This is a genomic window from Paenibacillus agaridevorans (assembly GCF_003112455.1).
In the GTDB taxonomy this organism is placed as follows: domain Bacteria; phylum Bacillota; class Bacilli; order Paenibacillales; family Paenibacillaceae; genus Pristimantibacillus; species Pristimantibacillus agaridevorans.
In genome coordinates this window covers 30,306-51,068 of sequence record NZ_BDQX01000400.1, presented here as the reverse complement: position 1 = coordinate 51,068, position 20,763 = coordinate 30,306, and the positions used below count along the sequence as shown (strand labels likewise).

Here is a 20,763-nt window from a genome sequence, read left to right as displayed (position 1 = left end):
AGGCTCGGGCCGCGGCCGCGACAGCGCGGCGGCTTCGCCGGAGAGCCGGGGCGGCGGGGCTTTACGCGACCGAACCCAGCTCAAGGCGGGCTTGTCCGTGCGGCATCGCGTGTTCGGACCGGGCATCATTGCCAAGGTGGCGGGAGACGGCATCGAGATTCTGTTCGGCGAGACGAACATGAAGTCGTTGTCGGTCGCGATGTGTCTGAACAAAGGACTGCTGGAGCCAATCGACTAAGTTGTAGTACACTAATAGAGCGAGTCTTGCCACGACCACGACGGCAGACCATAGATTAAGAAAGCGAGGTGCTGCCAATGCTTCCGATCGACCCATCGGTCATTCAGCAACGAATTGATAGCATGACGGGAGATCCCCTATATCTCCATCTGGAACAGACGACGGGCGCATACGCCGCGCATTTCGATAGTTCCAAGCATCCTGCCGCAAGCTTCATCAGCAATATCATCATCGTTTATTCCCATGGAGGCATCTCCGGGGGCGGCCCTTACCGGGTCGGGCTTAAGATGGCTCAAGGCTGGGTGTATTGCGAGGGTCTGACCCATTACGAAGAGACGGAATCGGATCGGCTGATTTTGGCCGGCCATGACAACACGGGCAAGCTGGTCGTTGCGCTGCAACTGAGCCCGAAGCCGTTCGGAAGGGAGAGATAGACATGGCAGAAAGGATATTAGTGCTGCTGCCGCATCCGGACGACGAAGCGTATGGCATGTCCGGGACGCTGGCGCTGTACGTGCGGGAGGGTGCCCAAGTCACTTACGGCTGCCTGACGCTCGGAGAGATGGGCCGCAACATGGGCGTTCCGCCATTTGCGAGCCGGGTAACCCTGCCGGCCATCCGCAAGCTGGAGCTGGAGGAGGCTTGCCGTGCCATCGGCATTCAGGATCTCCGACTGCCCGGTTTCCATGACAAAACGATCGAATTCGAAGAGCCGGAGCTGCTCGAATCGGTCATCGCGGGACTGCTGGATGAGGTTCGCCCGACATTGGTCTTTACCTTCTATCCCGGCTACAGCGTCCATCCCGACCATGACGCCACCGGTGCGGCGGTCGTACGGGTAATTGGCAGGATACCTGCCGAAGATCGGCCCAAGCTGCTGTGCGTCGCATTCTCCAAAGACCATGTCGTCGCGCTGGGCGCGCCCGATGTTCAATACGACGTACGGGAGACCTTGCCGCAGAAGGTGGCTTCCATCTCCGCGCATCGATCCCAGTTCCCGTCCCCGGCCAAGATGTCGAAGGCCGATTTGGTGGAGAGGTTCGGCACGGAGCGGTTCTATACGTACAAGTTTCACGATTAAGTCTTTGCGCCAAACAGCGGGTTTTTCCTCCGCCCCGACCATTAGGCGAGGCGGTAGGATAACCTTGGAATTTAATGATAGGAGCTCAGACGAAATATAAATCCAGAAATAACCAACCGAAAGCAAGCCGCCCTAATGTCACCGTCAAGGAACCGACAGAGCTGCTGCTTTTTTTTATTGCATAAATAGCCCAAGGCCGGTCGAAACTCCTTAAAATCGTTTAATCTGAACATTCGAGTCGTTCTACGCGATCCGAATGTTCAGGTTTTTTTTGATGCCGGGAAATCACGCGATGCCGGCCTGCAAGCTAATTTTGTTCTAGCGGCATCTTAAATCTATTGCAATAGAAATTTGTTATGCATGATAAAATTGACATAAAACGACACTTGAGGGGCGGCGAGCGCATGTGGAGCAGATGGATTCCCAAAACGTTGACTTACCGGTTGTTCGGATCGTTCCTAATTTTTATTGTCATTCCGTTTCTCATTATTCAGATGTATACCTACGGTCAGATTGAGAAGATGATAGGCCGTCAGCTGTCGGACAAAAACAATGAGCAGTTGAATTTCATTATTAATAATTTAAACCATGTGCGTTCAGATCTGTTCGCGCAGATGCTGCAATTGGAATTAAATCCGGTTATTGTCGAGCTGCTGGAGCAGCCCGGCGGGGATGCCGATGCGAATGCGGGGATGATCGCTCCTATCCTGGAGCATTACCGCAGCCAATATGCGCCTTATGGGGAAAACTACGTGCGATTCGAGCTATCTGACCGATATGGCAATGTATACGGCAACGCCGCGGCCGTGGCCGTGCAGAATCCGGAGTGGAGAGAGCTGCCGGAGTTTCAAACGGCGGCGGGGAGCAGGGAAGGCTTCCAATGGGTGTCCGGCAACGAGCTTTCCTTGTATTCCGTCATTCGATCGGAGGAGCAAATAATCGGATGGCTCAGAGTTACTTTTGATTATGCCGGTTGGCTGCATCATTTCAGCCGCAATCTGCTTATCCAGCAGGACTATATTATTTTGGACCGGGACGGTCGCGTATTGGCCCGGACGAAATCCAACATCCAATTGCAGCCCGATGTGATCGCCCGTATCCGCGCGCTCCAGCATGACAAGGCATCATTTGTCGATCAGAAGAACGCTTTGCTGATCAATGCCGGTTACATAAGACCGATGAATTGGTACATTGCCTCCGCCTTTACGCTGGATATTTATTTTGGCAGTCTGGATCATATCAAAAAACAGCTGTTTATTACATTTATGATTACCGCCGCTTTGTTTGTGCTGATTACGTTCGGCATTTCGTCCGGCATAACGCGGCCGCTGAAGCTGCTCGAGCGGAAAATGTCCGACATGGGGCAGGAAAAGTTCCAGAAATCGATGATACCGGAAGGTAAATATCGGGGCGAGATGCTGTCGCTGGCCCAAACGTTTAACCGAATGGTTGACGACATCCGTTCGCTCATTCAGCAGTTGAAGATGGAGGTGCGGGAGCGGGAGGCGATTCGACAGCAGATGTTGCTGATCCAGATGAATCCGCACTTTTTGCTGAATACGTTGAATTTGATCAAATGGAATGTGCACGAGAAAGGGGACCGGGAGACCACCGATATTTGCATTGCGCTCGGGACACTGTTGGAGCAAAGTTTGGCTTCCGAGGAGGAGGTCATTCATCTGTACAAGGAACGGGAGCTTGTACAGGCCTATGATTATATTCAGCAAATTCGCTTCGACAGGCGATTTCATGTGCGCTATGAGATTCAGCCGGAGCTCAACTATGCGCTGGTGCCGAAGTTTATCCTCCAGCCGCTTGTCGAAAACTCGATTAATTACGCTTTTTCCCGACGCAAGCAGGATGGCCTTGTGACGATTCGCGCCTATACCGACGAAGAGAAGCTGGTGCTGGAGGTAGAGGACAACGGAAGCGGCTACAGGGCGCATGAGAAGACAGACAAGCGCAGGCGGAAGGGGATTGGGCTCGCCAATATACGGGAGCGGCTCAATTTGCTGTTCCGCAACGACAGCGAGCTGACGATCGTGGAGATGGAGCCGGGCACGCGCGTAACGGTGCGCATGCCGCTGCTGCTCGCAGCGCCAAACGAACCGGATGATGGAGGGAGAGCGGAATGATGTGGAAAGTATTGCTGGTGGAAGATGAGCCTTATATTAGACGTTCTTTGCGCAAAGGGATCGATTGGCATAAGTTGGGGTATGAAATTATCGGTGAGGCGGATGACGGCGAGCAGGCGCTGGAGCTTATCAGGGAGGGGGCGCCCGACCTCGTGATCGCGGATATTATGATGCCGGTTATGGACGGCCTGGAACTGCTCAAGCAAACCAGAGGGCTTGGCCTCGACACCCGTTTCATCATGCTGACCGCCGTCAATGAGTTCGAGTACGCCAAGGAAGCGCTGGAATACGGTGCGTCGGGCTATATCCTGAAGCTCTCCATGTCCATCGAGTCGCTTCGCGGCAAGTTGCTCGAGCTGTCGGCGGAACTGGGCAAGCGCCAGTCGCGGCGGTCGGAGCGATTCCATGACAAATGGAGCGGTTTGTATTCCGCCTGGTGGCAGCTATACTCTGCGCGGGGGGCGGCGGAAGAGGATTCGACATCCAATTATGTCGTCGATTCCGAAGGATACGAGGGCGGGATGATCGTCGCGCTGCTGCCGGGCGGGGATGACTCCGCAGCGGAGCAACTGGGGGCGTTGCAGATGGCCGAGCCTGTAAGCAACACGGAGATTCATTCCTTCGTGCGGTGCGGTACGGTTACGTTCTTCTGCTGGCGGCGAAGCGATTGCCGCGATTACGACAGGCTGCAGGCATGGGCTCGCACCCTTCGGGAGCAGGCGAATGCCGTCGTGCTGAAGCTTGCGTCTTCGCAGCCTCAGCGGGTGAGGGAGGTATGGTTCCGGGCGCTGGACGACTTGCGTCAAGGATGGTACGGGGCCGGAAGCCGCCTGCCCGCTCAAGCCGAATTGGACGCGCACCGGACCATCCCCTGGGAGCTGGAAGGCAAGCTTATCCGGTATATGGAGCTAGGCAAGCTGGACGAGACCTTCCGCATCCTGGACAAAATCTGGTTATTGCTGGAGCAGCGAAGCATCCGAATCCCTCTCGTAAAGGAGGAGGCGGATCGTCTGGAGGGCTTGCTGCTGCGCATTATCGACAGCCCCCAGAGCAATCGGGAGCGGCTGCTGCTCGCGGCCTCCCACGGGACGCTGCTGCATGTCCTGAAGCGTCGGCTGGAGGAGGCGCAGGCGAGGCGGATCGAGGAGAAGCGGGAGTATACCGATCATCCGGAAATCAACAAAATCATTTATTACATTCACGAAAACTTCGACAAGGAGATTACACTCAAGTCCATGGCGGAGTATATCAGCATGGACGAGCATTATATAAGCGGCCTGTTCAAGCGCAAGACCGGTGATACGCTTATTAATTTTGTACAGAAGCACCGGATTGAGCGGGCCAAACAATACTTGAAGAAAACCGATCTGCCTATCCACGAAATAAGCCACTATGCAGGGTTTGCGAATGAAAACTATTTTTCCAAAATATTTCGCCGCTGGACGCAAATGACGCCGAGCGAATATCGCAAAGCCAAAGCCCACTCCTGAAATTGCAAAAATTTGTTCTAAAAGGTTGTTAATTCTGTTCGTTATCGTGGACACTCCTTCCTGCTATCCTGAATGTAACCATAAGACAAGGAGGGCATCCATGGCTCAGAATTTGCCTAATGCGTCGACAACTCGCCATTCGCCTTCGGTCCGCCGCCGATGGCGGAAGGAATTGGGGGCGCAATGGCCCTGGTATTTGATGCTTTTGCCGGGACTCGCATTTTTTATCGTATTTAAGTATTTTCCGATGTACGGCGTTATTATCGCATTCAAGGATTACGATCTGCTCGAAGGCATCGCCGCAAGTCCGTGGGCCGATCCCTGGTACAAACATTTCGAATACTTCTATCGATCGACGTATTTTTCCCAGTTGCTGATGAACACGTTTTTGATCAGTTTGTACAAAATTGTATTCGGCATGGCGCCCGATATTGTGATGGCACTGCTGCTAAACGAGTGCCGGAAGGCATGGTTCAAGCGTTCGGTTCAGACATTGACCTATATGCCGCATTTCCTCTCGTGGGTCATTATTTACGGTATTGCGCTTGCGTTTCTGTCGGAGACAACTGGTATTCTGAACCGGATGATCCAATCGATCGGGCTGGATGCCGTGCCGTTCCTGTCCTCCACGGACTGGTTCCGCAGCGTGCTGGTGGGATCGGAGATTTGGAAAGATATCGGCTGGGGGGCGATCATCTATCTGGCTGCGATGTCCGCGATTGATCCGGCGTTGTATGAGGCGGCGCGAGTGGACGGAGCAAGCCGCTTCCGCATGATGCGGCATATTACGCTTCCCGGCATCGCGCATGTTTTCGTGCTGCTGCTCATATTGCGGCTGGGGCATATTTTGGATGCCGGATTCGAGCAAGTCTATATTATGTACAACATTCGGGTATATCCGGTAGCGGATATTATCGATACCTGGGTATATCGAACAGGGCTGGAACGTCTCAACTTCAGTCTGGCGGCGGCTGTCGGTTTGTTCAAATCCTTTATCGGCCTGTGGCTGGTGCTTGGCGCAAATGCGCTGGCGAAGAGATGGGGGCAAGGCGTATGGTGAGGGGACGTTCGGAACGCTGGTTCGATGTGATGGTCTATGCTGTGTTGTTGTTCGCGGCGCTTGTTGCGGTTGTTCCTCTTATGTTTGTGGTGTCCATGTCGCTTACGCCGTATGGCGAGGTGCTGCGCAACGGGGGGTATGTGTTTATTCCCAACAGCGTTACGTTCGATGCTTACCAGTATCTGCTGGAGAGAACGAAGCTGCCGCGAAGCTTCGGGGTCAGCGCGTTTGTAACGGTGGTCGGAACCTCGCTTAGCCTGATGCTTACGATGCTGATGGCATATCCGCTTAGCCGCAGGAAGCTGAAGGGAAGATCGCTGATTCTGCTGCTTATTCTGTTTACGATGCTGTTCAACGGCGGATTGATCCCTACCTATCTTCTTGTGCAGAAGGTCGGGCTGCTCAACACCGTCTGGGCGATGCTGATCCCGAACGCCGTCTCGGCTTTTAACCTTTTGATTATGAAAAGTTTTTTCGAAAGTTTGCCCGAAGAAATATTCGAGGCTGCCAAAATTGACGGTGCCAAGGAATGGCGCATTCTGACCACCATCGTGGCGCCGCTGTCGGTACCATCGCTGGTCACCATTGGCTTATTCTACATGGTTCAATATTGGAATTTGTATTTCCAGGCGGTGCTGTATGTGCAAGATGCCGCTCTGTATCCCCTGCAGGTCGTGGTTCGCAACATTCTGATGATGAATCAGTCGATGGATGATATTAACGTGGATGTTACGCTGCCGACGGTTACGCTGCAAATGGCGGCTGTCGTAGTAGCGAGTCTGCCCATGATTATGGTTTATCCGTTCATCCAGAAATATTTTATTAAAGGCATGCTGATTGGCGCGATCAAAGGGTAGAAGCCGGATTCCGGTTTTTATACAACATTATGGAACAGAAAGAAGGGGTACGATGACTAAAAAATTGAAGATGCTTCAAACTGCTTGCTCCATCCTGCTCGCCGTCTCGCTGCTGGCGGCCTGCAGTGGTAATGCCACTCCGGGAGGCTCCGGTTCGAGTCCGCCGCCCGCTGCAACCGAGAAGCCAAGGGAAGTCATCGATATTGAAATGGTGATGAATTCTTGGGGCACACTGCCGCCTGAGACGGGAGACTTCGTGGTCAACAAGCTGAAAGAGGAGCTGGACATCAATCTGAAAATCGTTTCCGAAACGGAGTTGATGGATAAGCTGAATGTCCGCGCCGCCGGCAACAACTTGCCCGATCTGATGATGTTCAGCTCGGCCAACGACTATCGCGATTACGCTTCCCGCGGCCTGCTGGCGGATCTGACGCCGCATTTGGGCAAGCTGGCTCAGGTGAAGGAATTTCTCGGACAAGGCGGCTTCGACAAAACGACCGTAAATGGCAAGGTGTACGGGGTGGCCAAGGAGCCGACGCTGCGCACATTCTCCTACTGGATTCGTCAGGACTGGCTAAATAATCTGGGACTGCCTATGCCGACAACGCTGGACGAGTTTAATGACGTATTGGTTGCTTTTACGAAAAACGATCCCGACGGCAACAAGAAAAACGACACCTACGGGATGACGGGCATCTTCACCGGACTTCATGCGTTTACGCCGATTATGACGACGTTTGGCGCCGCCCCCACCTATCAGATTCGGAATGGCGAGATCGTCAACTTCTATTCCGACCCGCAGCTCAAGGAAGTGCTGGCCTACGTGCAGAAGTTGGCCGACGAGAAGGTGCTTGATCCCGAGCTGGCCACCAATTCGGGTAAAATGCCTCTCGACAAAGCGTTCCAGGGAATGGCCGGCGTCGTCTACACGACATGGGCGGATATGGTAAAAGACGATAAGGTGAAGGTATGGAAAACGGCCAATCCGGATGCCGAGTGGGTCATTGTGCCGCCCTTCAAAGATCATGCATACGGAGAAGCTGTGGATTACGTGGATGCAGGCGGATCGTCGGGTTACGTGGCGCTTTCCAAAGCCGCCGGAAGCAACGAGGAGAAGCTGAGCCGGATTCTGGAACTGCTTAACTATATTTCTCACGGCGAAGGGCTTAATCTCGTGCAGTTCGGATTGGAAGGCGAGCATTTCATCCTGGACGGCGACAAAGTGACGCTTACCGAGAAGTCCGGCGATGCGGGGTTTTCCTGGATCTATCAATTCACGGGACGTCCGGAGCAAAGCTATCTGGCTGCCAAGTTTCCGAATCAGGTGAGCTGGATCGACCAGGCGGCGGGATTGCCGAGGCTTACTGTGTACAACGGCTTCATCACGCAGCTCGAAGGAGTCAATTATGCGGACAGGGACCGCTTTATCGAGGAGGAGTTTTTGAAGTTTGTTTACAACAAACGCGACATCAATGACTTTGACCAATTCGTGGCTTCGTTAAACAGCATGTTTATGCTGGAGCAAGAGACGGAACATGCGAAACAAATTTTGAGCGGGCTTGGTTATTTGAAATAAAAACAGCGAACAGGCGAAGAAGCTCCTTCCCCGCAAGGAGACGGAGCTTCTTCCGTTCACAGGGTTGCCAATACGCTTATAAGGACTGGTGTCTAATGGAAGAAATATACGCAGATGTATTGGTTGCCGGGGGCGGCATGGCCGGGGTGGCGGCGGCGCTGGCAGCCGCGAGGAACGGGGCGAAGACCGTTCTTTGCCAGGACAGGTCCGTGCTCGGGGGCAACGCTTCATCGGAAATTCGCATGCATATCGTCGGGGCGGCGCATTCGAAGCGGGGCCGGGCGCTTGAGACGGAAGCCAGGGAGGGCGGCATTGTGGAAGAGATTTTGCTGGAATGCGCCGTTCGCAATCCCCAGCGCAGCTCCTCCATGTTCGACCTCATATTGTACGAGAAATGCAGGGCCGAGCCGAATTTGACGCTTATGCTCAACACTGCGGTGACCGGCGCGCGCAAGGAAGGCAATCGAATCTTGTCGGCAACGGCGCTGCGCGAAAGCACGGAGCATGCGTTCCGCATTTATGCGGACGCTTTCATAGACTGTACGGGCGACGGTCGCCTCGGCAAGGAGGCGGGGGCCGCGTTCACAACGGGCAGGGAGGCGGCTGCGCAATATGGCGAGTCGTATGCTGCGGAGACGGCAGACGCTTACAGGCTTGGCTCTTCGTTATTGTTTACGACCCGCGATATGGGGCGGCCGATGGCGTTTGTTGCGCCGGCGTGGGCTCGAAGCTTTACGGAGGAGGATTTGAAGTACCGGAACCACAGCTCCTGGGAATACGGCTACTGGTGGGTGGAATTCGGCGGCATGCTGGATACGATCGCGGACAACGAGATCATTCGCGATGAACTGCTCGCCATTATGATGGGCGTCTGGGATCATATCAAGAACAGCGGGCATCATCCGGAATCCGCGAACTGGGCGCTCGACTGGTTCGGTTTTGTACCGGGCAAAAGGGAGTCGCGGCGTTTCGTCGGCTTGCATGTACTGACGCAGTCCGATCTGGAGGAGGCGGTTCACTTTGAGGAGGCGGTTGCGTACGGGGGATGGCCGATGGATACGCATCCTCCGCAGGGCATCGAGGCCGTTGACAGCGAGCCGTGCCGCCAGCCCGTCACCAACTATGTATACGGCATTCCGGTACGTTCGCTCATAAGCGCCAATGTGGACAATCTGATGTTTGCCGGTCGCAATATATCGGCTACCCATATCGCCTTTTCCAGCACGAGGGTAATGGCGACATGCGGAGTTATGGGCCAAGGCGCCGGCACCTTCGCCGCATTGGCGGCTGGCGCGGGATTGACGCCGACGGAGGCGTCGCGCGACGGGGAACTGGTCCGGCGTACGCAGCGGCGGCTGATCCGGCAAGGCGCGTATATTCCCGGCATTCGACCTGACGCGTCCGGCAATCTGGCGAGCGTCGCTGAGGTGCGGGCTTCGTCGGAGCAGCCGGAGGGCCGGGCGGCGAATGTGATCGACGGCCATACCCGCTCTATGCACGGAGAGCGCGGCGTCAGACCGGAACTGGCGGTGCCGGGCACGCATCGCTGGATGTCGAAGCCGGACGATCGGCAGCCCTGGATCGAGCTGGAATGGAGCGAGCCGGTATCGATTCGCGAGATCGTCGTTGTGCTCGACACGGGCATGCACCGCAGACTGACGCTGACGCACGAATCGCATCTGCACCGGCAGCAAGTATGGGGAGCGCAGCCGGAGACGGTAAAGGAATTCCGGATCAGTGCTTTTACGTGGAATGAGGGCGGCGCCGGAGTATGCAACGGCGAGCTCCATGTTCGAGACAACTACCAGCGTCAGATGGAACGTAGCGTGCAATGGGACGGAGTAACGAAACTTCGTCTGGAGGTGCTCGCTACAAACGGATTGGATCATGCACGCATTTTCGAGATTGCCTGTTATTAGAATGGAGGCGCTGTGATGATGGAATCAAAACCGCTTTTCCCGCAGCTTCGCGCTTTGCTGCACGGCGCGGATTACAACCCCGAGCAATGGCGGCACCGGCCGGATATTCTGGAGGAGGATCTGCGTCTGATGCGTCTTGCCAAGTGCAACGTCATGGCCATCGGCATGTTCTCCTGGTCCATTCTGGAGCCGCGGGAAGGGGTATTTCAGATGGAATGGCTCGACGATACCATGGAGAGGCTGCACCGGAGCGGCATCTTCACCATTCTGGGGACGCCCAGCGGAGCGCGGCCGGCATGGCTGGCGAAAAAATATCCGGAGGTGCTGCGGGTCAGGCCCGAACGGGTGCGCAATTTGTTCGGCATGAGGCATAACCATTGCTACACATCGCCGGTTTACCGGGAGAAGGTCGGGATTGTCAATACGATGCTGGCCGAGCGTTACGGAAAGCATCCCGGTCTTCTGCTGTGGCACATCTCCAACGAATACGGTGGAGAATGCCATTGCGAGCTGTGCCAGACGGCTTTCCGCTTATGGCTGAGGAGGAAGTACGATGGCGATTTGCAGCGATTAAACGAGGCCTGGTACACGACATTCTGGAGCCACACGTATTCCGATTGGGAGGAGATCGAATCGCCTTCTCCGATCGGGGAGTTCAAGCTGCATGGCCTGCAGCTCGACTGGAACCGGTTTGTCACCTATCAAAGCATTGATTTCATGAAGTCGGAAATCGAGCCGTTCAAACGGCTTGCGCCCGAAATTCCCGTCACCACCAATTTTATGGGAGACTGCAATATCGACTATGCCCGAATGGCCGAGCATATCGATATCGTATCCTGGGACAGCTATCCGCAATGGCATGAACGCTGTCCCGACTGGCAGACGGCGTGCTCGACGGCCTTTCACCACGATAAATTTCGTTTGCTGAAGCCCGGACAGCCGTTCTTGCTTATGGAGAGCACGCCAAGCGTGACGAATTGGCAAGAGGTGGCGAAGCTGAAGCGGCCAGGCATGCATCTGTTGTCGTCCGTACAGGCGATAGCGCATGGGTCGGACTCGGTGCAATATTTTCAGTGGCGCAAAAGCAGGGGAAGTTCGGAGAAGCTGCACGGAGCGGTCGTGGATCATAGCGGTCGCGAAGAAACCAGGGTGTTCCGGGAGGTTGCGGCAACGGGCAATTGTCTGGAGCAGCTGGAACGGATCGCGGGCACGACAGTCCCTGCGGCAGTCGCGCTGATCTATGACAAGGAGAATGGCTGGGCCGTTGAAGGCGCGGACGGGCCGCGCAAGCCGAACCTTAGCTATGCCCGGGAGGTGCAGCGCCACTATGAGCCGTTCTGGAAGCGGGGAATTCCGGTCGACGTGGTGCCGATGGATCGGCCGCTCGACGGCTACAAGCTTGTGGTGGCTCCGATGCTGTACATGCTGAAGCGCGGTACCGCCGAACGGCTCGAAGCCTTCGTCCGTTCGGGGGGAGCGCTTGTCCTGACGTATTGGAGCGGCATTGTCGACGACAACGATCTTTGCTTCCTGGGTGGCTTCCCTGGTCCGCTCCGTTCATTGGCCGGCGTATGGGCGGAGGAGCTCGACTCGCTGTATCCGGAAGATCGCAACTTTATCGTCATGAAGGAGAAGGACGGCTGGAAATCGGCGGAGGCAACCTATTCGGTCTCGCTGATGTGCGATCTTGTTCATGCCGAGACGGCGGAAGTGCTTGCGGAATACGGAGACGATTTCTATCGGGGGTATCCCGCCTTGACCGTCAACCGCGTCGGCGACGGCAAGGTCTACTATTTGGCTGCACGGACCGAGCAGGCGTTTCTGGATGACTGGTATGGCAAACTTGCCGACGACACAGCGCTTGAACGCGCGCTTCGGGCCGATTGGCCGGAAGGCGTCTCCGCCGGAATGCGGACTGACGGCGTGCGCGATTATATTTTTGTGCTTAATTTTACCGCCCGGGAACAGCGTATCGCCATCCGGGAGGTTGTGCGGGAACTCGACGGGAGGGAGGTCGGAGCCTCTCTTGTCCTGCCGCCGTACGGGTTTCGTCCTTTGATGCGGGAAGGCGGCAACAACGGAAGAGAGGTTGACAGATCGGTTTGAAGGAGCAATCACTCTGTAAAGCCAGGTGATGCCTGACGCCTTAGGCAGTGAGTGACTGGACGTTTTCGGATTTTGGAATCACCTTCAGGTGTTTGTATGCCGCGCATCCAGCTGCTTCTGTACGTTCATCCCTACCTCTTCGATGCCTGCTTGCTTTAGCTCCTCATTAAACTTGGGGAGGATCGAGTCGACATCGACGGTACCGGTCATTAGACTGGAATAATATTTCCTCCATACCCCTTCGATGTTTTCGATTTGGACGGCCAGCTTGGATAGATCGGGAGTAAAGCCGAGCACGGTGGACTTGACGGTTTCGGCATTGTATTCGCGAAATTGGTCCCATTTATCGAGGGGTTCCGGACTATCGCCGCCCATGGTTCTCAGGATAAACCAGTTGCCCTGCGTATATTGGACTCCCGCATAGCTTGCCGGCGCATCCGGAATCGGGTTGCCGCGGCTGTCCCTGCCGGGAATCGGGACCGCTTGCCCTTGTTCATTGAGTTTGTAATGCACCCCTTCGATCCCGTAATTAAATAAGTTTCTTATTTCGGGATCGGTATTAAGCAGATTGAGAAACTGGATGCTTTCAATGGGATGTTTGGTGTTTGCATTGACGGCCATGATGCCTCCGCGTACCGCTTCTGTCGTGACGACGCTGGGGGTTACGGGATTGGATACAACCTTGTAGCCGCGATCCTTGCTCCAAGTCGTCTCCGAGAGCGGCCCGCCGCCGGAGGATTTCCAAAATACTTTTTCCCCGCGCTTAAGTCCGCCAGGCTCCCGGAGAGCCGCGTCTTTGTTAATAAAACCTTCTTTATAATAACGCCGCAACGTATCCAAAACCTGCCGGGCTTCCTTTGTTTCGAAGATATTCACGACCTCGGCGTTTGGATCCAGCGATTTCACCATTAAGGGAATTTTATGGTTCATGACATATTCGTAGCCATAGAGAGCAAAAAAGTTGTGCGAATCCCGATCTAGCTCCATGGGGAGGTATGCAGGTTCATTTTGCTGTATCATCCGGAGCAAAGGTTCAAGCGATTCCAGCGTATTGTACTTCGTAATGTCGATATCGTATTTTTGTACGATGGAAGCGGGGTACATCCAATGGTCGCGGACGGCCAGTTCTTTATTGGTGGGCACGCCGTAGATGCCTCCGTCGTTCATTTGCGCTCCTTGCCAAAAGGTAGGGTCTATGGTGTCGTACAAATCCTTGCCCAGGCTTGCGAGATAGTCGTCAAGCTTTAACCATGCGCCGCGCATGGCGGTAGCCGCATAGTTGGGCGCAAAAGCAATGTCGAACGGAGACCCGGCGGATATAAGCGTGTTCAACCGTTCTTCATACTCCTGCCAACCAATCTTGATATAAGTGATCGTCACGCCGATTTTGCGTGCCATGATTTCGTTTATTTTATCGTTTACGAGCTTTAGATCCTTGTCGGGCTCGCCAATCGTGTAATAAATCAGATTAACGGTTTCGCCGTCATAATGATCGTAGTATCTGCCAGACTGCCTGGAACAACCGGTCGAATACGCTGCAAGCAGCAGGATAAGACTGATTGTCAACATACATTTGCGGGTAGAGGGCGTGAGCATCGATAATCTCCTTTCCGCCAAGCTCGTCGTTAACCTTTCCCCCGCAGATCCGAGGGAGATTTTCCAAAATAGCTATGAAAGTGCATATAGAAATAATTGAGATTGTTATAGCCGACAGAAAGCGCGATAGAAGAGATCTTTTCATCCGACGCTTGAATTCGTTCTTGCGCGAGGAGCATTCGGTAAGCCATAAGATATTCCGAAAATTTCATTTCTGATTCTTTGAGAAATAATTGTCCAAGATAGGTGCTGTTCATCTGAAAGCGCTCCGCGATCGATTTTAAGGTAATATTTTGCGTATACTCCGTTTTGATCATCAGCAGAATGCGGTTGAGCAGCTTGGATAAGCTGTCATAGCTTACTCCCAGCACGGGATCCTTGTTCAAGCTTTCGTTTCTTGCATGGCCGATCGTGCCATGGAGATCCTCAACGATGATTTTTTCTATCACCCGCTGCAGCTTTGTACGATCTACGGGCTTGAGCAAGTAGTCTTTGACGCCGCAACGAATCGCTTCTTGGGCATACGTGAATTCGCTATACCCGCTCATGATGACATATTTGGTTGGGATTTGGAGCTCATTGAGTCGGTAGATCGCTTCATAACCAAGATTTTTGCCAATGCACACATCAAAAATAGCGACATCCGGCTGCACATCCACAACCATGGACATGGCTGCCTCCGTGGATTCGCATGTATCGATCCGACTGAACCCGTATTGCTTCCAGTCCAAGATGCGCTTCATTCCCTCCAAAATCTGAGGTTCGTCATCGATAATCAACAGTTTGTACATGTTCGATCACCTCTTTTGAAATCCGTGCGGAAATTTTAACGCCAGCTTCCTCGTTATTTTCGATTTCGATAGAAAAGCTTTTGCCATAAAAGAAGTGAAGTCTTGTATAGACGTTGCGTAAACCGATACTGTCGGAAGAAGGATCGTCATGGCTCGAAAGCGTTTTTTGAACCGCATGCAGACGGTCCGCATGGATACCGTGCCCGTTATCCACGAACTCCAATACATAATGTTCTTCAGCTTCCCAACCGTTAACGACATACAAGTTAAACTCGCTGCTAGCGTTAAAACCATGGACGAAAAAGTTTTCGGCCAATGGCTGCATCCAAAATTTTACGGTAGGGATCGAGAGCAAGGCCTGGTCTACATTAACTTGATAAAAAAACCGTCCCGGATACTTAAACTCCATAATTTCCAAGTATTTCTGCAACAATTCGAGTTCGCTTGCAATCGGGATGATATTTTCCTTTTTGACAATTTCGCGAAAGAGCGCTCCTAGCGTGGCAATGGCATCGGCGGTGTCCCTGTCTTGATTAACAAGGGCGGTAGAACGGATAACCTCTAACGTATTATAGAGAAAATGAGGGTTGATTTGGTTCTGAAGCGCTTTCATTTCGGTTTCTTGCTGTTTGAGCTTTAACAAATATTCATTGCGGATATGTTTATCCAACTGTTGAATCATATCGTCTAATTCCCTTGCGATCATGCCGTATTCGTTGCGACGGTAACGGGCAGGGCGATTGGGAGTGAAATTGGCCGTTTTTACGCGTCCGATCGATTGAATGATACGGTGCAAGAAGCGGGAATCATCTCGCAGATTGTACACGATGAGCAGCAGCACGCTGATCATGGTCGTTAAGACGATTAGAAAGACGGTAATCAGCATGTTGGCATGCTGCCTGATGAGCATAGATAAATCAACGATGCTGACGAATTTGAAATTGAACTTGGTGGACGTAAAGGTGATAAAAAAGTTATGATCAAAAAATCCTTGCGAGATATAACCATGACCGGGGCCGTTCGCCGCTGCCAGACGGGATAATTCCTTTAGCTCTTGGTCCTGTTCGTTGCCGATCAGGTAGATTTCGCGGGAGGCGCTGACTGCAGCGGCCTTTCCCAAACGATAATTGGCTACGGATTTAAAGATTTGGTCACTGCTGACCAAGAAACGAAGCTCCCCTAATTCTTTGGAGCCCTGTGCGGGATCCGATAATTTTTTACGGTATACGAATCCCTTTAAAAGGGTATCGCGGAAAGTTTCGTCCGTATTGGGAATACCGAACTTGTAGCTTTCAATTCCGTTATCGCTAAAGTGTACGACATTGCCGTATTGGTTCGTATGCAGACTCACCTGCGTGATCCCGCCTTGCGCCCAGTGGTACAGGTAGGTTTTAATATCCTCCGGGAAGGATACCCAAGGCTGCGAGAATTGGCTGTTTTGCAGACTGTCGGTTAAATATCCTTCGACGCTGCTGCTTAAAAAGCTGCGAGCATCTTCCATCAGACTATGATTGGAGTAAATGCGCTGCATGTAAGCCTCGATTCGGTCGGCATCATACTGGAGCTCGTTCTCTACGCTCGCGAAAGCATTAGCGGCCTCTAGCCGGGCATCGCCGATCCATTGATTCAGCAGCATTGCGCAGGTCAGAAGGCCGAGCGCAAGACCAATGATCACGACGAAGATGACATAGGCAATAAACTTGTAACGATAAATTTTTATTTGCAGAAAAGAGCCCATAGAACACCTCGATTGCGGCAACTCACAGGAAGTAAGTATTTACTACTTTATCATGATTAGCGAAAGCTTCATAGACAGCAAGATAAACAAGAAATAAGAAACAAGAAACAAGCATCCCATACAAAGTGTCTTCATATGGGATGCTTATTCATTCAATTATTTGAAGTAGGCGTTAATTTGCTCTTGAGCGGCTTTCATAATCGTGTCCATGCCGGCGGACATTAATTCCGCGGTAATTTTTGGAATCATTTTCTCCGGATCGGATGCGCCCGTAATGAGTTCATATTTGTATTTATCCCATACCGCTTGGGAATTCGCCAATTCGGTCTGAATGTTGCTGATGTCCAGCGCGAATCCGAGTACAGTGGAGGATATCGCCGCATCGTTGAGCTTTTTAACCTGATCCCATTGATCCTCGGGAGCGCCTTTGGTAACCGCCAGGTTAAAGAAGGTGCCTTGGGAGTAAGCAGCCAGCGGCCAAGTATCCGAAATTCGCTCGATTACCTTTTCGCCATTGACGTTATTATAGTCTACGCCTAACTCGCCGAAAGCCAGCATATTGCGCAATTTTGGATCCGTATTGACCAATTCGAGGTACTTCAGAGCTTCTTTTTTATATTTCGAATTGGCGGAAATCGCGTTCAGGGAGCCTTGGATCGTGCTTGTTGTATAGATCGGCCCGAAGTGCTGAACCATACTATACTTTTCGACAGCATCATTGATTTGCCAGCTTACTTCTGCACCTGGGAAAGCCTGAGCGGCAAAAAATGCTCTGCCTTTGTCATTTTCGGTTTTGGTCGGAGCATCCGGATTGATAATGCCATCTTGATACCATTGATGCAGGAGCTTTAAATTGGCCATAATGTCAGGCTGCTCGAGAACGGAGACAACCGTGCGCGATTCATCGTCTGTTCTTACACCAATTGGAGCGAAGCCCAGCGTTAAATCGTCATAAGTGTTAAAAAATCCGTTTAAGCCTTCGCCTTGCGTCATTGGCAACGGGTAGAAGCTCTTGCCTTCGCCAGACTTCATGCTGCGCAGCGGCCCGTCAAGGTCCTGCAGCGTTTTGATGCTGTTAATATCGATATTGTATTTTTGCACGTACTTGTCGTCGTACACCCAATATTGCGTTAGCGATGAATCCTTATAGGTGGGAACGGAATAATATTTGCCGCCGATTTTCGTGCCGTCCCATACCTTTTCGGGAATCAATTTGTATAAGTCGGGCGTTTCGCTTTGAACCAGATCCGTGATATCGGCAAAAGCCCCCATAGCGGTCTGTTTGCTGTATTTGCCGCTGTTTGTGAACATGATGTCAAAGGGTTCGCCCGTATTCACGATCGTGTTTATTTTGGTATCCCATTCGCCCCAGCTGGCTACTTTGATATCGATTTTTACGCCGATTTTCTCTGCCGTGTACGCATTCATGGCATCGACGGCTTTGTCGAAGTTGTTAGGGACTTGACCGCCGATGAGCCACCAGACCAATGTCGGAATTTCCTTGCTAGGCGCTTCGGTTTTCTTAGGCGCGTCCGTGGCCGACTGCGGTTCGTTTGTTGCGGAAGGCGTGTTCGAGCCGGAGCAGGCTGCCAAGGCGGCCGCCATCAGCGTGAGAATGCAAAGCGTAGAGACGAGCTTCCAAGACTTCTTCATTTCATTTCCCCCTTTTGGAAGTGGTATGGCTGTAACGGTCTTGCATTGATCTATGAGAAATCCTCTATCGAGGCGTCTCAATGATGTGGATTCTTTTTTATCCTTTGACGGCGCCGATCGTTAGTCCGGAAATAAAATATTTCTGAAAGAACGGGTAGGCGAAGGCTACAGGCAATACGATAATAATGGCTACGGCCATGCGCGCGGATTCCTTCGGCATCGTTGCGACAAGCACGGCGTAGCTGACGCCCATGCTCGCGGCATTTTTGGCAAGCGCGTCCACATTGCTCATCAAGCTATTTAACAGCGCCTGCAGAGAATAGAGGTTCTGGTTGTCGATATAGAGCATCGATTGGAACCAATCATTCCAATAAGAGAAGCAGAGGAACAGTCCGATGGTAGCAATGACCGGCAAGGAAATCGGAAGGATGATGGAAAAGAAGATCCGCTGTTGGCTCGCGCCGTCTATTTCGGCGGATTCGACCAGTCCGTCGGGAATCGTGCTTTTAAAAAAGGTTTTGCATATGATCACGTTGAACGAAGACACGGCCAGCGGCAAAATAAGCGCCCAGACGCTATCTTTTAGCCCTAATAAATTGGTGTTGATGAAGTAGCTGGATACCAGGCCGCCATTAAATATCATGGGGATAAAGACAACCCAAGTCAGGAAGCCGCGCAGCTTGTAGGATGGGCGAGAAAGCGCATAGCCCATGGTGGTGGTAAGCAATACGCCAATCACGGTGCCTGCCACGGTCACTAGCGCGGATACGCCGAAAGCCCGCAGAATCATGGTTCCTTGCTGGACGACAAAGGCGTAGGCCTCTCCCGACAAGGCAACCGGAAACAAGCGGTAACCCGTCTCGCGTATGGAGTTTTCGCTGGATAAGGAGATGGATAAAACTACAATGACGGGTATGACGCAGAGCAGCGCCAAGATGATAAAGTTCAGGTTAAAGAGGATGTCTACGGCTTTGCTGGTACGGTTGAATTTTTCGAGGCCCGTTTCGTAAGTCGTTCTCGTCGCCAATGTCTTACCTCCTTACATCATCGCGCTATCCGGATCAATTTTGCGGACGATCCAATTAGCGGCCAGAATCGTTGCGCAACCCAGGACGGACTGCACGAAAGCGGCAGAGGCCGCCATCCCCAAGGTAGCGGACTTGAGTTGTTTGTATACCATGACATCGATTGTTGTAGACACGTTGAACAGCGAATTGGAATCTCGCGTGACCTGGTAGAACAGGCCAAAATCGGTGTAGAATATACGTCCGACCGCCAAAATGAACAGCATGACGATAACGAGCTTGAGCATCGGCAACGTAATGTACCTCGTCTGCTGCCAAATGGAGGCGCCATCAATAACGGCCGCTTCATAATAGGTGCTGTCAAGGCTTGTGATCGTTGCCAAATAAATGACCATGCCATAACCTAAGCCCTTCCAAACATTAAGCAGAATCAAAAAGTAAGGCCAGTATGCCGGTTCCATGTACCAGTTAACGGGATCGCTGCCTGCGCTCGCAAGCATTTGGTTGAGAATCCCTTTATCGAAGCTGAGGAACGCCCAGCCTACGGCGGATACGACAACCCAGGACAGGAAGTAGGGGAGGAACATCATGGTCTGATAGATTTTGCTTGCTTTGCGATTGTGGAGCAGGCCGATCATAATCGCAAACAGAACGGGAAGCACAATGCCCAGAACGATAAAAATAATGTTGTATCCGATCGTATTTCGAATAATGATCCAAGCGTCGTTCGACGTAAATAAAAACTCGAAGTTTTTGAAACCGACCCAAGGGCTATTAAACACGTTGCTCAAGAAGCCGCCGCTAATCTTGAAGTTCTTGAAGGCGATAATGATTCCAAACATAGGCAGGAAACAGAACAATAGGTACCAAATCGTTGTGGGCAGTGCCAAGAGGGTGAGTTCCGTATCCTGCTTGCGCCAACGAAATTGCGAGCGCTTTCTTTTGTTGCGGCGTTCGGTTGCCATACTCATGTCTGTCGCTCCTTCCGGTGTTTCTCCTGCTTGACCCCTATTGTATAATGGATGGATTCGATGCTTCTAGACAACAAACTTGATACTATAGTCAACAAACGTTATGTACCTGTTGTTTATGGACGTGTGCGGCTGGTAGGAGACTGCTGTAAATCAAAAAATAGCGGTGCAGGGATAGTCTCCCTTGCACCGCTATTTTTAAGTTTTTTAATGATTTTCGATCAAGGTATGCTGCATGTTAAGAAGATGAACCTGCCGTCGAGAGCTACTTCAAGCTCTCCAGCATTCGAATGACGGCCACGGTCGCCTGTGCCCTGGTGACGTTCGTCGTTGGACTGAACGCCGTCTCGGAGACGCCTCTCAGAATGCCCAGCTGCGCAAGCCATGCGGCCGCATCTCGGGCATATCCCGCGATAGCGTCGCGGTCGCCGAAGCGATCCAGTCGGGCGGGGTCTGCGCTGCCCTCGAGTCCCGCGAGGGAAAGCGCCCGTCCCAGCACGACGGCCATGTCTTGGCGCGTTATGGCG

17 protein-coding genes are annotated in these 20,763 nt (G+C 52.6%); 10 read left to right on the top strand and 7 right to left on the bottom strand.

Annotation, left to right across the window (positions count from 1 at the left end; genetic code table 11):
* The 10 genes from PAT3040_RS37705 to PAT3040_RS31380 all read left to right on the top strand — a co-directional run.
* Nucleotides 1-238, top strand: a 238-nt coding sequence (locus PAT3040_RS37705) for a hypothetical protein (RefSeq protein WP_219930341.1), incomplete at its 5' end; no start/stop codon positions are given.
* 77 nt (nt 239-315) lie between these two features.
* The gene (locus tag PAT3040_RS31420; RefSeq protein WP_087572026.1) at nt 316-672 is read left to right on the top strand and encodes a YojF family protein; all 357 of its coding nucleotides are present in this window, start codon (nt 316-318) and stop codon (nt 670-672) included.
* Nucleotides 673-674: 2 nt separating this feature from the next.
* Nucleotides 675-1,319, top strand: coding sequence for a bacillithiol biosynthesis deacetylase BshB2 (gene bshB2, locus PAT3040_RS31415; protein WP_108995780.1), 645 nt, complete (start codon nt 675-677; stop codon nt 1,317-1,319).
* A gap of 404 nt (nt 1,320-1,723) precedes the next feature.
* Nucleotides 1,724-3,454: a sensor histidine kinase gene (locus PAT3040_RS31410; RefSeq protein ID WP_181376955.1), complete on the top strand. Its 1,731-nt coding sequence runs from the start codon at nt 1,724-1,726 to the stop codon at nt 3,452-3,454.
* Entirely contained in the window at nt 3,451-4,944 is a 1,494-nt protein-coding gene (locus PAT3040_RS31405) for a response regulator (RefSeq protein ID WP_108995778.1), read from the top strand. The genes PAT3040_RS31410 and PAT3040_RS31405 overlap by 4 nt, the downstream gene beginning before the upstream one ends.
* Nucleotides 4,945-5,143: 199 nt before the next feature.
* Nucleotides 5,144-6,004 carry an ABC transporter permease gene (locus PAT3040_RS31400; RefSeq protein WP_258235256.1) on the top strand — a complete coding sequence of 287 codons (861 nt, stop codon included), beginning with the start codon at nt 5,144-5,146 and terminating at the stop codon, nt 6,002-6,004.
* Nucleotides 5,998-6,861: a carbohydrate ABC transporter permease gene (locus tag PAT3040_RS31395; RefSeq protein WP_108995776.1), complete on the top strand. Its 864-nt coding sequence runs from the start codon at nt 5,998-6,000 to the stop codon at nt 6,859-6,861. The genes PAT3040_RS31400 and PAT3040_RS31395 overlap by 7 nt, the downstream gene beginning before the upstream one ends.
* A gap of 52 nt (nt 6,862-6,913) precedes the next feature.
* A complete protein-coding gene (locus PAT3040_RS31390; protein WP_108995775.1) occupies nt 6,914-8,437 on the top strand; it encodes an extracellular solute-binding protein in 1,524 nt (507 codons plus the stop codon).
* A 95-nt stretch (nt 8,438-8,532) separates the two neighbouring features.
* A complete protein-coding gene (locus tag PAT3040_RS31385) occupies nt 8,533-10,356 on the top strand; it encodes an FAD-dependent oxidoreductase (protein WP_108995774.1) in 1,824 nt (607 codons plus the stop codon).
* Between the two features lie 18 nt (nt 10,357-10,374).
* Entirely contained in the window at nt 10,375-12,462 is a 2,088-nt protein-coding gene (locus PAT3040_RS31380) for a beta-galactosidase (protein ID WP_444980830.1), read from the top strand.
* Nucleotides 12,463-12,546: 84 nt separating this feature from the next.
* Here the strand turns inward: PAT3040_RS31380 and PAT3040_RS31375 are convergent, their stop codons facing one another.
* The 7 genes from PAT3040_RS31375 to PAT3040_RS31345 all read right to left on the bottom strand — a co-directional run.
* On the bottom strand, nt 12,547-14,058 hold the full coding sequence (locus tag PAT3040_RS31375) for an ABC transporter substrate-binding protein (protein ID WP_108995772.1): 1,512 nt from the start codon (nt 14,056-14,058) through the stop codon (nt 12,547-12,549).
* Nucleotides 14,059-14,087: 29 nt separating this feature from the next.
* On the bottom strand, nt 14,088-14,849 hold the full coding sequence (locus tag PAT3040_RS31370) for a response regulator transcription factor (protein WP_108995771.1): 762 nt from the start codon (nt 14,847-14,849) through the stop codon (nt 14,088-14,090).
* Entirely contained in the window at nt 14,824-16,587 is a 1,764-nt protein-coding gene (locus PAT3040_RS31365; protein WP_108995770.1) for a sensor histidine kinase, read from the bottom strand. Before PAT3040_RS31365 ends, PAT3040_RS31370 begins: the two co-directional genes overlap by 26 nt.
* Before the next feature lie 156 nt (nt 16,588-16,743).
* Nucleotides 16,744-18,240: an ABC transporter substrate-binding protein gene (locus tag PAT3040_RS31360; RefSeq protein ID WP_108995769.1), complete on the bottom strand. Its 1,497-nt coding sequence runs from the start codon at nt 18,238-18,240 to the stop codon at nt 16,744-16,746.
* A gap of 97 nt (nt 18,241-18,337) precedes the next feature.
* Entirely contained in the window at nt 18,338-19,267 is a 930-nt protein-coding gene (locus PAT3040_RS31355) for a carbohydrate ABC transporter permease (protein ID WP_108995768.1), read from the bottom strand.
* 12 nt (nt 19,268-19,279) lie between these two features.
* Complete coding sequence (locus tag PAT3040_RS31350; protein ID WP_087572019.1) at nt 19,280-20,236, bottom strand: ABC transporter permease; 957 nt, start codon at nt 20,234-20,236, stop codon at nt 19,280-19,282.
* Nucleotides 20,237-20,501: 265 nt separating this feature from the next.
* A partial coding sequence (locus tag PAT3040_RS31345; RefSeq protein ID WP_181376954.1) for an S-layer homology domain-containing protein occupies nt 20,502-20,763 on the bottom strand: 262 nt, incomplete at its 5' end.

Coding starts and splice junctions, on each gene's coding strand:
- PAT3040_RS31395 (WP_108995776.1), top strand. CDS start 5,998: ATGGTGAGGGGACGTTCGGAACGCTGGTTCGATGTGATGGTCTATGCT.
- PAT3040_RS31350 (WP_087572019.1), bottom strand. CDS start 20,236: ATGAGTATGGCAACCGAACGCCGCAACAAAAGAAAGCGCTCGCAATTT.
- bshB2 (WP_108995780.1), top strand. CDS start 675: ATGGCAGAAAGGATATTAGTGCTGCTGCCGCATCCGGACGACGAAGCG.
- PAT3040_RS31410 (WP_181376955.1), top strand. CDS start 1,724: ATGTGGAGCAGATGGATTCCCAAAACGTTGACTTACCGGTTGTTCGGA.
- PAT3040_RS31375 (WP_108995772.1), bottom strand. CDS start 14,058: ATGCTCACGCCCTCTACCCGCAAATGTATGTTGACAATCAGTCTTATC.
- PAT3040_RS31360 (WP_108995769.1), bottom strand. CDS start 18,240: ATGAAGAAGTCTTGGAAGCTCGTCTCTACGCTTTGCATTCTCACGCTG.
- PAT3040_RS31400 (WP_258235256.1), top strand. CDS start 5,144: ATGCTTTTGCCGGGACTCGCATTTTTTATCGTATTTAAGTATTTTCCG.
- PAT3040_RS31420 (WP_087572026.1), top strand. CDS start 316: ATGCTTCCGATCGACCCATCGGTCATTCAGCAACGAATTGATAGCATG.
- PAT3040_RS31380 (WP_444980830.1), top strand. CDS start 10,375: ATGGAATCAAAACCGCTTTTCCCGCAGCTTCGCGCTTTGCTGCACGGC.
- PAT3040_RS31405 (WP_108995778.1), top strand. CDS start 3,451: ATGATGTGGAAAGTATTGCTGGTGGAAGATGAGCCTTATATTAGACGT.
- PAT3040_RS31385 (WP_108995774.1), top strand. CDS start 8,533: ATGGAAGAAATATACGCAGATGTATTGGTTGCCGGGGGCGGCATGGCC.
- PAT3040_RS31365 (WP_108995770.1), bottom strand. CDS start 16,587: ATGGGCTCTTTTCTGCAAATAAAAATTTATCGTTACAAGTTTATTGCC.
- PAT3040_RS31390 (WP_108995775.1), top strand. CDS start 6,914: ATGACTAAAAAATTGAAGATGCTTCAAACTGCTTGCTCCATCCTGCTC.
- PAT3040_RS31370 (WP_108995771.1), bottom strand. CDS start 14,849: ATGTACAAACTGTTGATTATCGATGACGAACCTCAGATTTTGGAGGGA.